14 protein-coding genes are annotated in these 13850 nt (G+C 57.6%); 8 read left to right on the top strand and 6 right to left on the bottom strand.

Features of this window, described 5'->3' with window-relative positions; all coding sequences use genetic code 11:
- Nucleotides 1–64: 64 nt before the first annotated feature.
- Genes F153LOC_RS13310 through F153LOC_RS13295 form a run of 4 tightly spaced genes read left to right on the top strand, consistent with a single transcriptional unit; the run spans nucleotide 65 to nucleotide 3816 of the window.
- Nucleotides 65–982, top strand: coding sequence for an ABC transporter substrate-binding protein (locus F153LOC_RS13310; protein WP_100779547.1), 918 nt, complete (start codon nucleotides 65–67; stop codon nucleotides 980–982).
- Between the two features lie 12 nt (nucleotides 983–994).
- Complete coding sequence (locus F153LOC_RS13305) at nucleotides 995–2152, top strand: ABC transporter permease (RefSeq protein WP_102104120.1); 1158 nt, start codon at nucleotides 995–997, stop codon at nucleotides 2150–2152.
- Complete coding sequence (locus tag F153LOC_RS13300) at nucleotides 2145–3095, top strand: ABC transporter ATP-binding protein (protein WP_102104119.1); 951 nt, start codon at nucleotides 2145–2147, stop codon at nucleotides 3093–3095. Before F153LOC_RS13305 ends, F153LOC_RS13300 begins: the two co-directional genes overlap by 8 nt.
- The gene (locus F153LOC_RS13295) at nucleotides 3079–3816 is read left to right on the top strand and encodes an ABC transporter permease (protein ID WP_102104118.1); all 738 of its coding nucleotides are present in this window, start codon (nucleotides 3079–3081) and stop codon (nucleotides 3814–3816) included. The genes F153LOC_RS13300 and F153LOC_RS13295 overlap by 17 nt, the downstream gene beginning before the upstream one ends.
- Here the strand turns inward: F153LOC_RS13295 and F153LOC_RS13290 are convergent.
- Both F153LOC_RS13290 and mlrA read right to left on the bottom strand, forming a co-directional pair.
- The gene (locus F153LOC_RS13290) at nucleotides 3791–3904 is read right to left on the bottom strand and encodes a protein YohO (RefSeq protein ID WP_100779551.1); all 114 of its coding nucleotides are present in this window, start codon (nucleotides 3902–3904) and stop codon (nucleotides 3791–3793) included. The two genes, F153LOC_RS13295 and F153LOC_RS13290, sit on opposite strands and share 26 nt — an antisense overlap.
- Nucleotides 3905–3982: 78 nt before the next feature.
- On the bottom strand, nucleotides 3983–4714 hold the full coding sequence (gene mlrA / locus F153LOC_RS13285) for an HTH-type transcriptional regulator MlrA (RefSeq protein ID WP_100779552.1): 732 nt from the start codon (nucleotides 4712–4714) through the stop codon (nucleotides 3983–3985).
- A 219-nt stretch (nucleotides 4715–4933) separates the two neighbouring features.
- Here mlrA and F153LOC_RS13280 point away from each other — a divergent pair, with 219 nt between their 5' ends.
- Genes F153LOC_RS13280 through F153LOC_RS13270 form a run of 3 tightly spaced genes read left to right on the top strand, consistent with a single transcriptional unit; the run spans nucleotide 4934 to nucleotide 7858 of the window.
- The gene (locus F153LOC_RS13280; RefSeq protein WP_102104117.1) at nucleotides 4934–6622 is read left to right on the top strand and encodes a sensor histidine kinase; all 1689 of its coding nucleotides are present in this window, start codon (nucleotides 4934–4936) and stop codon (nucleotides 6620–6622) included.
- A complete protein-coding gene (btsR, locus tag F153LOC_RS13275; RefSeq protein WP_100779554.1) occupies nucleotides 6616–7335 on the top strand; it encodes a two-component system response regulator BtsR in 720 nt (239 codons plus the stop codon). Before F153LOC_RS13280 ends, btsR begins: the two co-directional genes overlap by 7 nt.
- A gap of 46 nt (nucleotides 7336–7381) precedes the next feature.
- Entirely contained in the window at nucleotides 7382–7858 is a 477-nt protein-coding gene (locus F153LOC_RS13270) for a DUF1456 family protein (RefSeq protein ID WP_100779555.1), read from the top strand.
- Between the two features lie 86 nt (nucleotides 7859–7944).
- Here F153LOC_RS13270 and metG read toward each other — a convergent pair whose 3' ends face one another.
- Nucleotides 7945–9978 carry a methionine--tRNA ligase gene (metG, locus tag F153LOC_RS13265; RefSeq protein ID WP_102104116.1) on the bottom strand — a complete coding sequence of 678 codons (2034 nt, stop codon included), beginning with the start codon at nucleotides 9976–9978 and terminating at the stop codon, nucleotides 7945–7947.
- Nucleotides 9979–10114: 136 nt separating this feature from the next.
- Here metG and apbC point away from each other — a divergent pair, with 136 nt between their 5' ends.
- A complete protein-coding gene (gene apbC / locus F153LOC_RS13260; RefSeq protein WP_100779557.1) occupies nucleotides 10115–11224 on the top strand; it encodes an iron-sulfur cluster carrier protein ApbC in 1110 nt (369 codons plus the stop codon).
- A gap of 90 nt (nucleotides 11225–11314) precedes the next feature.
- On the opposite strand, the gene F153LOC_RS13255 is transcribed toward apbC, so the two are convergent.
- The 3 genes from F153LOC_RS13255 to F153LOC_RS13245 form a co-directional block, all read right to left on the bottom strand.
- Nucleotides 11315–11800 carry a GNAT family N-acetyltransferase gene (locus tag F153LOC_RS13255; protein WP_100779558.1) on the bottom strand — a complete coding sequence of 162 codons (486 nt, stop codon included), beginning with the start codon at nucleotides 11798–11800 and terminating at the stop codon, nucleotides 11315–11317.
- Nucleotides 11745–12077 (bottom strand): RcnB family protein, encoded by a 333-nt coding sequence (locus F153LOC_RS13250; protein WP_100779559.1) that lies wholly within the window; start codon nucleotides 12075–12077, stop codon nucleotides 11745–11747. Before F153LOC_RS13250 ends, F153LOC_RS13255 begins: the two co-directional genes overlap by 56 nt.
- A gap of 305 nt (nucleotides 12078–12382) precedes the next feature.
- Nucleotides 12383–13849, bottom strand: coding sequence for an aspartate aminotransferase family protein (locus F153LOC_RS13245; protein WP_100779560.1), 1467 nt, complete (start codon nucleotides 13847–13849; stop codon nucleotides 12383–12385).
- Between the last annotated feature and the right edge of the window lies 1 nt (nucleotide 13850).

Genomic DNA, 13850 nt, shown 5'->3' with positions numbered 1-13850 from the left:
AATTTTAGGCTACGCTTTTCTCTCAAGCCCCTGATAAAGGCGGCAAATTAATGAGGAAAGCAGAATGACAATCACAAAGGGGATATGGGGTTCAGCGGCGTTACTGGCGGCGCTGAGCCTGCCTTTACAGGCGGCAGAGCCGGTAAAGGTGGGGTCTAAGATCGATACGGAAGGGGCGTTGCTCGGCAATATCATCCTGCAGGTGCTGGAAAGCCACGGGGTGAAAACAGTCAATAAAGTCCAGCTGGGTACCACGCCCGTGGTGCGCGGGGCCATCACCTCCGGCGAGCTGGATATCTACCCGGAATACACCGGTAATGGCGCGTTTTTCTTTAAAGATGAAAACGATGCGGCGTGGAAAAATGCCAGCGCAGGCTACGAGAAAGTGAAAAAACTCGACGCCGAGCAGAACAAGCTTATCTGGCTGACCCCTGCGCCCGCCAACAACACCTGGACCATCGCCGTGCGCAAGGATATCGCTGAGAAAGGCAAGCTGACCTCTCTTGACGATCTAAGTCGCTATCTGAAAGAGAAGGGCGATTTCAAACTGGCGGCCTCGGCGGAATTTATCGAACGTCCGGACGCGCTTCCGGCCTTTGAAAAAGCCTACGATTTTAAACTCGACCAGAGCCAGCTGCTGTCGCTCGCGGGCGGTGATACGGCGGTGACGATCAAAGCTGCTGCTCAGAAAACCTCCGGCGTAAATGCGGCGATGGCCTACGGCACTGACGGCCCGGTGGCGGCGCTCGGTCTGCAAACCCTGACCGATCCGAAAGGCGTTCAGCCGATCTATGCCCCTACGCCTGTGGTGCGTGAAGCGGTGCTGAAAGCCTATCCGCAGATCGGCGACTGGCTGAAGCCGGTGTTTGAAACTCTCGATGAGAAAACCCTGCAACAGCTCAATGCGAGCATAGCGGTGGAAGGGCTGGATGCCAAAAAAGTGGCGGCAGATTATCTGAAGCAAAAAGGACTTGTGAAGTAACAGGATAATGCTGTGCCGATAACCTGTCATAACCGCGTACTGCTGCTGCTCGCGTTTGTCGCGCTGGCGGCGTGCGCGCTTCCGTTTGTGAACTTTGCCCCTAATCGGCTGGTGTCCGGCGAGGGGCTGTCCGTCTGGCAGGTGTGGGCGTTTTCGCCCCTCCTGCTGGCCCTGTCCCTTCTACTGGCTGCCGTGCTGGCCTTTTGCCGTGGGCGCTTGCCGCTCATTTTCACGCTGATCCTCTGCGAAGCGTTAGTTGTGCTGCTGACCTGGAGTGCCGGGCAGGCGGCGACGCATCTCGCCACCGCCGAAACACCGCTGGCGCGCACCTCGGCAGGCAGCGGGCTGTGGCTGTGGATGGCCCTGTGCCTGCTCGCCTGTAGCGATGCGATCCGCCGTCTGACGCAACACCCGCTCTGGCGCTGGCTGCTCCACGCGCAGATTTGGGTTCTGCCGCTGGCGCTGCTGTTCAGCGGCGAACTGAATACCCTTTCTCTGCTCAAAGAGTACGCTAACCGCCAGGAGATTTTTAACGATGCGCTGTTGCAACATCTGACTATCCTGTTTGGCACGCTGGTGCCTGCGCTGCTTATCGGCGTGCCCATCGGCCTGTGGTGCTACCGCCACCCTACGCGCCAGGGACCGGTATTTACCGTGCTGAACGTGATTCAGACAATCCCTTCCGTGGCGCTCTTCGGCTTGCTGATTGCGCCGCTCGCCGGGCTGGTGAAAAGCTTTCCTGCGCTCGCCTCGCTCGGTATCGCCGGAACCGGACTGACGCCCGCGCTCATTGCGCTGGTGCTGTACGCGCTGCTGCCTCTGGCGCGCGGCGTGCTGGCGGGGCTAAGCCAGGTTTCCCCTGAAGTGCTGGAGAGTGCCAGCGCGATGGGGATGAGCGCCCGCCAGCGATTCTGGAAAATCCAACTGCCGCTGGCACTGCCGCTGCTGCTGCGCAGCCTGCGGGTGGTGGCAGTGCAAACCGTCGGCATGGCGGTGATTGCAGCGCTGATCGGCGCTGGCGGCTTTGGGGCACTGGTATTCCAGGGCCTGCTGAGCAGCGCGCTGGATTTGGTCTTACTCGGTGTGATTCCTACCATCGCGCTGGCGGTGGTGGTGGATGCGCTTTTTGCCCTGTGGCTGGCCCTGCTGAAGGGGAAAAATGATGATTGAATTTCACGATGTGAACAAAAAATTTGCCGGGCAGATGGCTGTCAGCAACCTGAATCTGCGTTTTGAAGAAGGGGCCTTTTCGGTGCTGATCGGCACCTCCGGCTCGGGAAAATCGACCACCCTGAAGATGATCAACCGGCTGGTGGAGCATGATAGCGGGCTAATTCGTTTTGCTGGCGAGGAGATCCGCAGCCTGCCGGTGCTGGAACTGCGCCGCCGGATGGGGTACGCCATTCAGTCCATCGGCCTGTTCCCGCACTGGACGGTGGCGCAGAATATCGCCACCGTGCCGCAGCTGCAAAAATGGTCGCGGCAGAAGATTGCGGATCGCGTGGACGAACTGATGGCGCTGCTGGGGCTGGAGCCTGCCCTGCGCGAGCGCTATCCGCATCAGCTCTCCGGCGGGCAACAGCAGCGCGTCGGCGTGGCGCGCGCGCTGGCCGCGAATCCTGAAGTGCTGCTGATGGATGAGCCTTTCGGCGCGCTGGACCCGGTTACCCGCAGCGCGCTGCAAACGGAGATGACCCGCATCCACCGCATTCTGGGACGCACGATTATTCTGGTGACTCACGATATCGACGAAGCCCTGCGCCTCGCCGACCGCCTGGTTTTGATGGACAACGGCGAAGTGGTGCAGCAGGGGACGCCGCTTGAGCTGTTAACCCATCCGGCGACGGATTTTGTGCGCGAATTCTTTGGCCGCAGCGAACTGGGCGTACGCCTGCTGTCGCTGCGCACGGTCGGGGAGTATCTGCGCCGGGAAGATCCTGCCGTTAACGGCGAACCCCTTCAGGCACAAATGAGCCTGCGCGATGCGCTCTCTGCGTTTGTCGCGCGGCAGTGCGAGGTGTTACCGGTGGTCGATGAGCACGGCGCGCCCTGCGGCACCCTGCATTTTCGCGATTTACTGGCCGGGGAGGTGGAACGTGAAATGGCTACGTGATCCGCTCCTGTGGCTGGTGCTGCTGTTTGTCGCGCTGCTGTGGCTGATGCCCTACAGCGGCGGGCTGTTTGGCGCGTTGTTTCCAGGCCTCCCGCGCCCCGTTTATCTGCAGGAGAGTTTTATCAGCCTGACGCTGGCCCATTTCTGGCTGGTGGGGATTTCAAGCGCTGTGGCGATTGTGATCGGCGTCGGGGCCGGGATTGCGGTGACGCGCCCGGCGGGCCGAGAGTTTCGCCCGCTGGTGGAGACCATTGCCGCTATCGGGCAGACATTCCCGCCGGTGGCGGTGCTGGCGATTGCGGTGCCGGTGATCGGTTTTGGTCAGGAACCGGCGATCATTGCGTTGATTCTGTACGGCGTCCTGCCGATTTTACAGGCGACGCTGGCCGGGCTGACAGCGGTTCCGGCGGCGGTGAGCAGCGTGGCGGAAGGCATGGGGATGAGTGCGGGGCAGCGTCTGCGTAAAGTTGAGCTGCCGCTTGCCGCGCCGGTGATTCTGGCGGGTGTGCGCACGTCGGTAATTATCAATATCGGGACGGCGACCATTGCCTCAACGGTCGGAGCCAATACCTTAGGCACGCCGATCATTATCGGCCTGAGCGGGTTTAACTCGGCTTATATTGTGCAGGGCGCGGTGCTGGTTGCGCTGGCGGCGATCGTGGTTGATCGCGGATTTGAACGGCTGGCGCAGTATCTCAGCCGACACCGCCACGTACGATAAATGAGTAGCCAGCCAGCATTACGCCGCCAATGCCGCTGATGGCCATTAAGGCGAAGAGGGTAATTACGGCCACTTTGGTTGCCTTCATAATGTGCTCCTTTTGTTAACCGCCCAATTATACGGTGAAGCACACCTGTTAATGAACCATTAAATGCCGTTAAGACATTTACGGGCCGAGGGTAATGACGGGGTAGCCGTGTTCGCGCCATTCGCTCAGAAGCTGCTGTTGGGCGGCAGTGGGGATTTCTCCGCACCAGACCAGCAGGGTTTGCCCTTCGAAAAGCTCCGGGCGAAACTGCGCTAATGAATGTGCCAGCACGTCTACTCGCCAGCCTTGCTGCGTGGCGATCCAGGCTTCGAGCCATAAGCGGGTGGTGTCGTGAATATTCCAGCCGACCACAAGCGCGTCCTTTCCGCTCTTCTTGCGTGCCGTCGACAGGCACACGGAAATGTAATTGATTAACGCGCCATCCAGCATGCTTAGCAGCGTCTGTAATGCCGGCTGCTGAGACTGCAGACGGCGGCGAAGCGGTATAAAAAGATGAGCGATTAACGTCTGGGCGGGATAATCCCGACCCTGCTCCTTGATCCAGGTTCGCAGACGTTGAAAGTTACCGGCCTGCAACAGCCGAAGCAGGGTTTCCTGATGTTCGCGCCACTCGGCCAGGCTGTCGGGATCGTGTTCGCATAAGAGCGATTTGACCTTACTGACCTGCACACCGTTGTCGATCCAGCTTTTGATTTCGCGAATGCGATCGATATCCGCCTCGTTAAACAGGCGGTGCCCTCCGTCCGTTCGCTGCGGTTTAAGCAGCTCGTACCGCCGCTGCCATGCCCGCAGCGTCACAGGATTGATATCACAAAGCAGTGCCACTTCACCTATCGTGTAAAGCGCCATGTTCGCCCCCTGGCTTGCGCATCCCCAGAGTAACTGTAGTCGTTGATTCGCGAACCAGGAAGAATCGACCGTTTTTTGAACAAATAATGCGAAGGGTGGAATATCTTGCGCTAAACGATGTGATGACGGGCACGAATTGCAGCTTTTTTGGAATGCTTCAAAGAAAGTTAATGTGTATCAGTGTATGTTACGCGTTTTTAGAAAGTGCGGTTTGCGGTCATGTACGAATTTAATCTGGTGTTGCTGCTGCTTCAGCAGATGTGCGTTTTTCTGGTCATCGCGTGGCTGATGAGCAAAACGCGGCTGTTCATTCCGCTAATGCAGGTGACGGTACGCCTGCCGCACAAACTTCTCTGCTACGTCACCTTCTCGATTTTCTGCATTCTCGGCACCTATTTTGGCCTGCACATTGAAGACTCGATCGCCAACACCCGCGCTATCGGCGCGGTGATGGGCGGGCTGCTGGGTGGCCCGGTGGTCGGCGGTTTAGTCGGGTTAACGGGCGGATTGCATCGTTACTCCATGGGCGGCATGACGGCCCTGAGCTGCATGATCTCGACGATTGTCGAAGGGCTGCTCGGCGGCCTGGTTCACAGCTACATGATCAAGCGTGGCCGCCCGGATAAAGTCTTTAGCCCGCTCACCGCCGGGGCAATAACTCTGGTGGCAGAGCTGGCGCAAATGCTGATTATCCTGCTGATTGCGCGTCCCTTTGAAGATGCTCTGCATCTGGTGAGCAGCATCGCCGCGCCGATGATGGTCACCAATACCGTCGGCGCGGCGCTGTTTATGCGTATCCTGTTAGATAAGCGCGCGATGTTTGAAAAATACACCTCGGCGTTCTCGGCCACGGCGCTTAAGGTCGCCGCCTCGACGGAAGGCATTCTGCGCCAGGGCTTTAACGAAGAGAACAGCATGAAAGTGGCTCAGGTGCTCTATCAGGAGCTGGATATCGGCGCGGTGGCGATCACCGATCGGGAACGGCTGCTGGCGTTTACCGGCACCGGTGACGATCACCATCTGCCCGGCAAACCGATCTCTTCGACGTATACACTGCGCGCCATAGAAACGGGCGAAGTGGTGTATGCCGACGGGAATGAAGTGCCGTACCGCTGCTCGCTGCACCCGCAGTGCAAACTCGGCTCAACGCTGGTGATCCCGCTGCGCGGTGAGAATCAGCGGGTGATGGGGACGATTAAGCTCTACGAAGCCAAGAACCGGTTGTTCAGCTCCATCAACCGCACGCTGGGGGAGGGGATCGCCCAGCTGCTGTCGGCGCAAATCCTGGCGGGGCAGTACGAGCGGCAAAAGGCGCTGCTGACACAGTCGGAAATCAAACTCCTGCACGCCCAGGTGAATCCGCATTTTCTGTTTAATGCGCTGAACACGCTCAAGGCGGGGATCCGCCACGACAGCGATCAGGCGACGCAGCTGGTGCAGTTTCTGTCGACCTTTTTCCGCAAAAACCTGAAGCGCCCTTCAGAGATTGTGACCCTCGCCGATGAGATCGAACATGTGAATGCCTATCTGCAAATCGAAAAGGCGCGATTCCAGTCGAGACTGCAGGTGTCACTGTCCGTGCCGGACGAACTGGCCCATCAGCATCTCCCGGCGTTTACCCTGCAGCCGATTGTGGAAAATGCCATTAAACACGGCACCTCGCAGCTGCTGGGCACCGGCGAAATCCATATTTCTGCCAGCCGTTTTAATCACCATCTGGTGCTGGACATTGAAGATAACGCCGGGCTTTATCAGCCTGGCGCCGAGTCGGGCGGGCTGGGGATGAGCCTGGTCGACAAACGTCTGCGCGCGCATTTCGGTGATGATTGCGGTATCACCGTCGACTGCGAGCCGGACAGTTTTACCCGTATTACCTTACGATTGCCCCTGGAGGAAAACGCATGCTAAGAGTGCTGATTGTCGATGATGAGCCGTTAGCGCGGGAAAACCTGCGGGTTCTGTTGCAGGAACAGAGCGACATTGAGGTGGTGGGAGAGTGCGCCAACGCCATCGAAGCCATTGGTGCGGTGCATAAATTGCGCCCTGACGTGCTGTTTCTCGATATCCAGATGCCGCGCATTAGCGGCCTGGAGATGGTCGGAATGCTCGACCCGGAGCATCGTCCGTACATCGTTTTTCTGACGGCGTTTGATGAATATGCGGTGAAAGCGTTTGAAGAGCATGCGTTCGATTATCTGCTAAAACCCATCGAAGAGAAGCGGCTGGAGAAAACCCTCAACCGCCTGCGCCAGGAGCGCAGCGTGCAGGACGTTTCGCTTCTGCCGGAAAACCAGCAGGCGCTGAAATTTATCCCCTGTACCGGCCATAGCCGCATCTACCTGTTGCAGATGGACGACGTGGCGTTTGTCAGCAGCCGCATGAGCGGGGTGTTCGTCACCAGCGCTGAAGGCAAGGAGGGCTTTACAGAGCTGACGCTGCGCACGCTGGAGAGCCGTACGCCGCTGATCCGCTGTCACCGCCAGTATCTGGTGAACATGGCGCATCTGAAAGAAATTCGTCTTGAAGAGAACGGTCAGGCGGAGCTGGTGCTGCGTGCCGGGCAGACGGTGCCGGTGAGTCGGCGCTATCTGAAGAGCCTGAAAGAGGCGATTGGACTGTAAAACTGGTACACTGCGCCCCATCGCATCACCGACAGCTGAAGGCTCTATGTTAAGTAACGATATTCTTCGTAGCGTGCGCTACATCCTGAAATCCAACAATAACGATTTGGTTCGTATTCTGGCGCTGGCCGAGGTCGAGACCACGCCGGCGAATATCGCCAGCTGGATCACCAAAGAGGACGAAGAGGGCTTTGTTCGCTGCCCGGATATCATTCTCTCTTCGTTTTTGAATGGCCTGATTTACGATAAACGCGGCAAGGATGAGTCTGCCCCGGTGCTGTCGCCTGAGCGTCGCGTGAATAACAACATCGTGCTGAAAAAACTGCGTATCGCGTTTTCCCTCAAATCTGACGATGTGCTGGCGATCATGACCGAGCAAAAATTCCGCGTGTCGATGCCGGAAATCACCGCCATGATGCGCGCGCCGGATCATAAGAACTACCGTGAGTGCGGCGATCAGTTTATGCGTTACTTCCTGCGCGGGCTGACTCACCGTGTGCATAGCGCGAAGCCGTCAGCCTAAGTTTGTTGGCGTTACGCTACGCTTTGTAGGCCGGGAGCCGGTAAACAAGGCATAAAAAAAGCCGGAGAACGCTCCGGCTTTTTTGTTTATTTCACCTGCTGACCCGGTTTCGCCCCGTCATCCGGGCTTAACAGGAAGATATCCTTCCCGCCAGGACCGGCGGCCATCACCATCCCTTCCGAGATGCCGAAGCGCATTTTGCGCGGCGCAAGGTTGGCGACCATCACCGTCTGGCGACCGATCAGCACCTGCGGGTCCGGATACGCAGAGCGAATGCCAGAGAAGACGTTACGTTTCTCACCGCCCAGATCCAGCGTCAGGCGCAGCAGTTTGTCAGAGCCTTCAACGAACTCCGCGTTTTCAATCAACGCAACGCGCATATCAACTTTGGCGAAATCATCAAAAGTGATTGTTTCCTGAATCGGATCGTCTGCCAGCGGGCCAGTGACTGGCGCAGCGGCGGCTTTCACCTCTTCTTTCGACGCTTCAACCAGCGCTTCAACCTGTTTCATCTCAATGCGGTTATACAGCGCTTTGAAGGTGTTCACTTTATGGCTGAGCAGCGGCTGCTGGATAGCATCCCAGGTCAGCTCGGTGTTCAGGAAGGCTTCTGCACGTTCCGTCAGCTGCGGCAGAACCGGCTTCAGGTAGGTCATCAGCACGCGGAACAGGTTGATGCCCATGGAGCAGATCGCCTGCAGATCCGCATCGCGGCCTTCCTGCTTCGCGACAACCCACGGTGCCTGCTCGTCCACATAGCGGTTTGCCAGATCGGCCAGAGCCATGATTTCGCGCACTGCTTTACCGAACTCGCGCGCTTCCCACGCCTCGCCGATAGTGACGGCCGCGTCGGTAAAGGTTTTATACAGTTCTGGATCGGCCAGTTCAGCTGCCATTACGCCGTCGAAACGCTTGGCGATAAAGCCCGCGTTACGGGACGCCAGGTTGACCACTTTATTCACGATGTCTGCGTTCACGCGCTGCACGAAATCTTCCAGATTCAGGTCGATATCGTCGATGCGGGAAGAGAGCTTCGCGGTGTAGTAGTAGCGCAGGCTGTCGGCGTCGAAGTGGTTCAGCCAGGTGCTGGCTTTAATGAAGGTGCCGCGTGATTTGGACATCTTCGCGCCGTTCACCGTCACGTAGCCGTGCACGAACAGGTTGGTTGGCTTACGGAAACCGCTGCCTTCCAGCATCGCAGGCCAGAACAGGCTGTGGAAATAGACGATGTCTTTGCCGATGAAGTGGTACAGCTCGGCGTCGGAGTCTTTTTTCCAGTACTCTTCGAAGCTCTGAGTGTCGCCGCGCTTGTCGCACAGGTTCTTGAAGGAACCCATGTAGCCGATTGGCGCATCCAGCCAGACGTAGAAATATTTGCCCGGCGCGTTCGGGATTTCGAAACCGAAGTACGGCGCATCGCGGGAGATATCCCACTGCTGCAGACCGGATTCGAACCACTCCTGCATTTTATTCGCCACCTGCTCCTGCAGCGCGCCGCTGCGGGTCCACGCCTGCAGCATTTCGCTGAAGGACGGCAGATCGAAGAAGAAGTGTTCGGAGTCGCGCATGACAGGCGTCGCGCCGGACACCACGGATTTCGGCTCAATAAGCTCGGTCGGGCTGTAGGTCGCGCCGCACACTTCGCAGTTATCGCCGTACTGATCCGGGGATTTACACTTCGGACAGGTGCCTTTCACAAAACGGTCCGGCAGGAACATGCCTTTTTCCGGATCGTACAGCTGAGAGATGGTGCGGTTTTTGATAAAACCGTTCTCTTTCAGGCGGGTGTAGATAAGCTCCGACAGCTCGCGGTTCTCGTCGCTGTGCGTCGAGTGATAGTTATCATAGCTGATGTCAAAGCCAGCAAAATCAGTCTGATGCTCCTGACTCATTTCGGTAATCATCTGCTCCGGGGAGATCCCCAATTGCTGTGCTTTCAGCATAATTGGCGTGCCGTGAGCATCGTCCGCGCAGATGAAGTTTACCTGGTGGCCGCGCATTCGCTGGTAACGGACCCAGACATCAGCCTGGATATGCTCCAGCATGTGGCCGAGGTGGATTGAACCGTTTGCGTACGGCAGAGCGCACGTTACCAGAATTTTTTTCGCGACTTGAGTCATAGTGGGCATTACTTCTTTAACAGTAAAAAGGGTTTTTGATAGTAACAAAAGGGCCATTATTAAGTAAGCACAAACCACGGCCTTTCAGGTAAACTTGTTCAACTAAGGTCTTATTCACAAGAACAAAGGAGTCGGGATGAGTTCTCAATCCCAGGCCAAATCACCGGAAGCCTTACGAGCAATGGTTGCCGGGACGCTGGCTAATTTTCAGCATCCAACCCTGAAGCACAATCTGACCACGCTAAAAGCGCTGCACCACGTGGCATGGCTGGATGACACGCTGCACGTAGAACTGCAGATGCCGTTTGTCTGGACCAGCGCCTTCGAAACCCTGAAAGAGCAGTGCAGTTCCGATCTGCTGCGTATTACCGGGGCGAAGGCGATTGACTGGAAACTGACGCACACCATCGCCACGCTCAAACGCGTGAAAAATCAGCCGGGCATTAACGGCGTGAAGAATATTATTGCCATCAGCTCCGGCAAGGGTGGGGTGGGGAAATCCTCCACCGCCGTGAACCTTGCGCTGGCGCTGGCCGCAGAAGGGGCCAAAGTCGGTATTCTGGATGCCGATATCTACGGCCCGTCGATTCCCAACATGCTGGGTGCGGAAAACCAACGTCCAACCTCCCCGGACGGCACCCACATGGCGCCAATCATGGCCTACGGCCTGGCGACTAACTCCATCGGCTATCTGGTGACTGACGATAACGCGATGGTCTGGCGTGGCCCGATGGCCAGCAAGGCGCTGCTGCAGATGCTGCAGGAGACCATGTGGCCGGATCTCGATTACCTGGTGCTGGATATGCCGCCAGGCACGGGCGATATCCAGCTGACGCTGGCGCAAAATATCCCGGTGACGGGAGCGGTTGTGGTCACAACCCCGCAGGATATCGCGCTGATCGACGCCAAAAAAGGCATCGTGATGTTTGAGAAAGTGGAGGTGCCGGTGCTCGGCGTGGTCGAGAACATGAGCGTGCATATTTGCAGCAACTGCGGTCACCACGAGCCGATTTTTGGCACCGGTGGCGCAGAGAAACTGGCGGCGCAGTATCACACTCAGCTGCTGGGGCAGATGCCGCTGCATATCACCCTGCGTGAAGATCTCGACCGTGGTAAGCCGACCGTGGTGGGCCGTCCGGAGAGTGAATTTGCGGGAATGTACCGCCAGCTGGCAGGGCGCGTGGCCGCGCAGCTGTACTGGCAGGGTGAAGTGATTCCGAGCGAGATCGCGTTCCGCGCAGTCTAAGCATTAGCCGTAATGGGCCGGGGGCACTCGCTTACCCGGCCTGCAACAGGCTGTTCCGTGGGTCTGCGCAAGCGCAGCGCCTGCGGGCTATTACCGCAAAACGTAATGCATCAGGTAATACTCTCCGTCCGGAGAATCTCCCGTCGCCTCAATATGCCAGCCGTGTCGCTGGTAAAATGCCACCGCGCGTTCATTTCTGACCAGACACTTCAGCGAACCGGTGCTGGTGAACGTCTCTTGCACACGTTTGAGCAACAGGCTGCCAGCGCCCGCACGCTGATACTGCGGGTCAACAAACAGATTGTGCAGAAAATTATCGTTGCTCCAGACCGACGCAAACCCGACGCGATGGCCGTCTTGCATCGCCACCCAGATTTGCTCGTCACGCGTTGCCGCGTCGAAATCCTCTAGCTGCCAGTCGCTGCTGTCCAGCCACGGCCAGGCTTCACGTCGGGCGTGTAAGTAGAGGGTGCGCAGGAAAGGGCGATCGCTTTCCTGCCAGGCCCGGACGATGAGGGGATCAGCGGTGATAGAAGATATCTCCGTTGTAGGCTTTACGGATTTTACCGTCGGCATCACCAATCAGAACGTAGTTCTCACCCATGTAAGTCCAGTGTGTACCCGCGTCAGGCGCTGGGAGGTTACGCAGCTGGTACTGTTTAATGGTGTATTCAGGCGTTTGATACTGAGCTGGTGCGGTGTCGCCAATTTTGAATTTGGTGAAATCGGCAATGAACTCTTGTTCTTCGTATGCCTGGATACCAGAAGGGGCAGCGGCAGGCTGCGGCGCGGCGTATACGGCACCCGCCAGTGACATCAACACACCCAGAAGCAGCAATTTACTCTTAGCCATTTTTTCTCCAGTTAAACCGTTTTGCTGATGCTTCAGCCCGCTGTGGCGTCACAGCGTGGCAAGCAGCCCATTTTAGGGGGCACAGTCGCACTTGTTTGAAAAAAAATGTAACAAATCTGAACAGCTTTGCCCACGAATTCTTAACCACGTCGCTGAATGACATATCGCATCTCAATATTCAGAGAAAATAACGAATTAGAGGTGTGCGAATTTATGGGTAAGCTGGTCGGGGAAAATCGCAGTGGCAAAGGAAAAAGCGGAATAGCAAAATTGTCCCCGCACCAGAGGGTGCGGGGAGCAAGGACTTACTTCGCCAGAATCTCGTACGCAGTGCGTTCAACCAGCGACAGCAGGACTTTCACGTCGTCCAGCGTTACCGTTGGATTCAGCAGCGTCAGTTTCAGGCAAGTCACGCCGTTGTGCTCGGTCACGCCGACGTTTGCACGGCCGGAGTCGAGCAGGGCGTCACCAATTTTCTGGTTCAGCAGCGCGATAGCTGCATCGTTCAGCGCCTGCTCAGGGCGGAAGCGGAACAGCACGCTCGCCAGCTGAGGCTGCATTACCAGCTCCAGCACCGCCTGATCTTTCACGTACGCGGCAACGTCCTGCGCCAGCGTCACACCGTGATCGATAATGGCCGCGTATTGCTCCTGACCCAGCGCTTCCAGGCTCATCCACAGCTTCAGCGCGTCGAAACGGCGCGTAGTCTGCAGTGATTTGGAGACCAGATTCGGCACGCCCGCTTCTTCGTCAAACTCAGAGTTCAGGTAGGCCGCCTGGTAGCGCATCAGCTCGTAATGGCGCGCTTCTTTCAGCAGGAATGCGCCGCAGCTGATGGTCTGGAAGAACTGCTTGTGGAAGTCCAGGGTGATGGAATCCACCAGTTCGATACCGTCCAGATAGTCGCGATACTTATCGGACATCAGCAGTGCGCCGCCCCAGGCTGCATCCACATGTACCCAAATCTGCTGCTCTGCGGCCATCTCTGCGATAGCGCGCAGCGGATCGATCGCACCCGCATCGGTGGTCCCGGCAGTCGCGACGATCGCCAGAATCTGCTCACCGTTGGCATTGCACTGGGCAATTTTCGCCGCCAGATCGCTCAGATCCATGCGTGAGCACTCGTCGGTTTTCACCTGAATGACCGACTGATAGCCCAGACCGAGCAGCGCCATGTTCTTCTGCACGGAGAAGTGCGCGTTTTCAGAACAGAGTACGCGGATCTTACGCAGATCACCGATCAGACCGTCCTGCTGGATGGAGTGGCCCTGACGCGCGAAGAACGCGTCACGTGCCAGCATCAGGCCCATCAGATTGCTCTGGGTGCCACCGCTGGTGAACACACCCGCATCCCCGGCCTGATAACCCACGCGGGTACGCAGCCAGTCGATCAGCTTCATCTCAATGATGGTTGCTGACGGGCTTTGATCCCAGGAGTCCATGCTCTGGTTGGTGGCGTTGATCAGCACTTCCGCCGCCTGGCTCACAACCAGGCTCGGGCAGTGCAGGTGCGCCACACACTGCGGGTGGTGAACCGACAGACTGTCTTTCAGGAAGTACTCGACCGCGCGGGCAATCGCCGCTTCGTTGCCGAGGCCTTTCTGACCGAAGTTCAGGGAGATATTCTCGCGCAGCTCGGCGACGGTTTTCCCCTGATACATCTCAGACTGCTGCAGCCACTGCATCACCGCCTGAGAGCTTTGCTCGATGGCCTGCTGATAGGCCTCGATGCTTTGCGCCGACGACGACAGAATTGGGTTTGACTCAGACATC

Origin of the sequence: Lelliottia sp. F153 (genome assembly GCF_002870005.1) — a bacterium.
Classification (GTDB): Bacteria; Pseudomonadota; Gammaproteobacteria; order Enterobacterales; family Enterobacteriaceae; genus Enterobacter; species Enterobacter nimipressuralis.
Note: the sequence above shows the minus strand (reverse complement) of the source record. Positions and strands in the feature narration are given on the sequence as shown.

Coding starts and splice junctions, on each gene's coding strand:
- F153LOC_RS13310 (WP_100779547.1), top strand. CDS start 65: ATGACAATCACAAAGGGGATATGGGGTTCAGCGGCGTTACTGGCGGCG.
- F153LOC_RS13255 (WP_100779558.1), bottom strand. CDS start 11,800: ATGCCGACGGTAAAATCCGTAAAGCCTACAACGGAGATATCTTCTATC.
- F153LOC_RS13270 (WP_100779555.1), top strand. CDS start 7,382: ATGTTAAGTAACGATATTCTTCGTAGCGTGCGCTACATCCTGAAATCC.
- F153LOC_RS13300 (WP_102104119.1), top strand. CDS start 2,145: ATGATTGAATTTCACGATGTGAACAAAAAATTTGCCGGGCAGATGGCT.
- mlrA (WP_100779552.1), bottom strand. CDS start 4,714: ATGGCGCTTTACACGATAGGTGAAGTGGCACTGCTTTGTGATATCAAT.
- btsR (WP_100779554.1), top strand. CDS start 6,616: ATGCTAAGAGTGCTGATTGTCGATGATGAGCCGTTAGCGCGGGAAAAC.
- F153LOC_RS13290 (WP_100779551.1), bottom strand. CDS start 3,904: ATGAAGGCAACCAAAGTGGCCGTAATTACCCTCTTCGCCTTAATGGCC.
- F153LOC_RS13280 (WP_102104117.1), top strand. CDS start 4,934: ATGTACGAATTTAATCTGGTGTTGCTGCTGCTTCAGCAGATGTGCGTT.
- metG (WP_102104116.1), bottom strand. CDS start 9,978: ATGACTCAAGTCGCGAAAAAAATTCTGGTAACGTGCGCTCTGCCGTAC.
- F153LOC_RS13250 (WP_100779559.1), bottom strand. CDS start 12,077: ATGGCTAAGAGTAAATTGCTGCTTCTGGGTGTGTTGATGTCACTGGCG.
- F153LOC_RS13245 (WP_100779560.1), bottom strand. CDS start 13,849: ATGTCTGAGTCAAACCCAATTCTGTCGTCGTCGGCGCAAAGCATCGAG.
- apbC (WP_100779557.1), top strand. CDS start 10,115: ATGAGTTCTCAATCCCAGGCCAAATCACCGGAAGCCTTACGAGCAATG.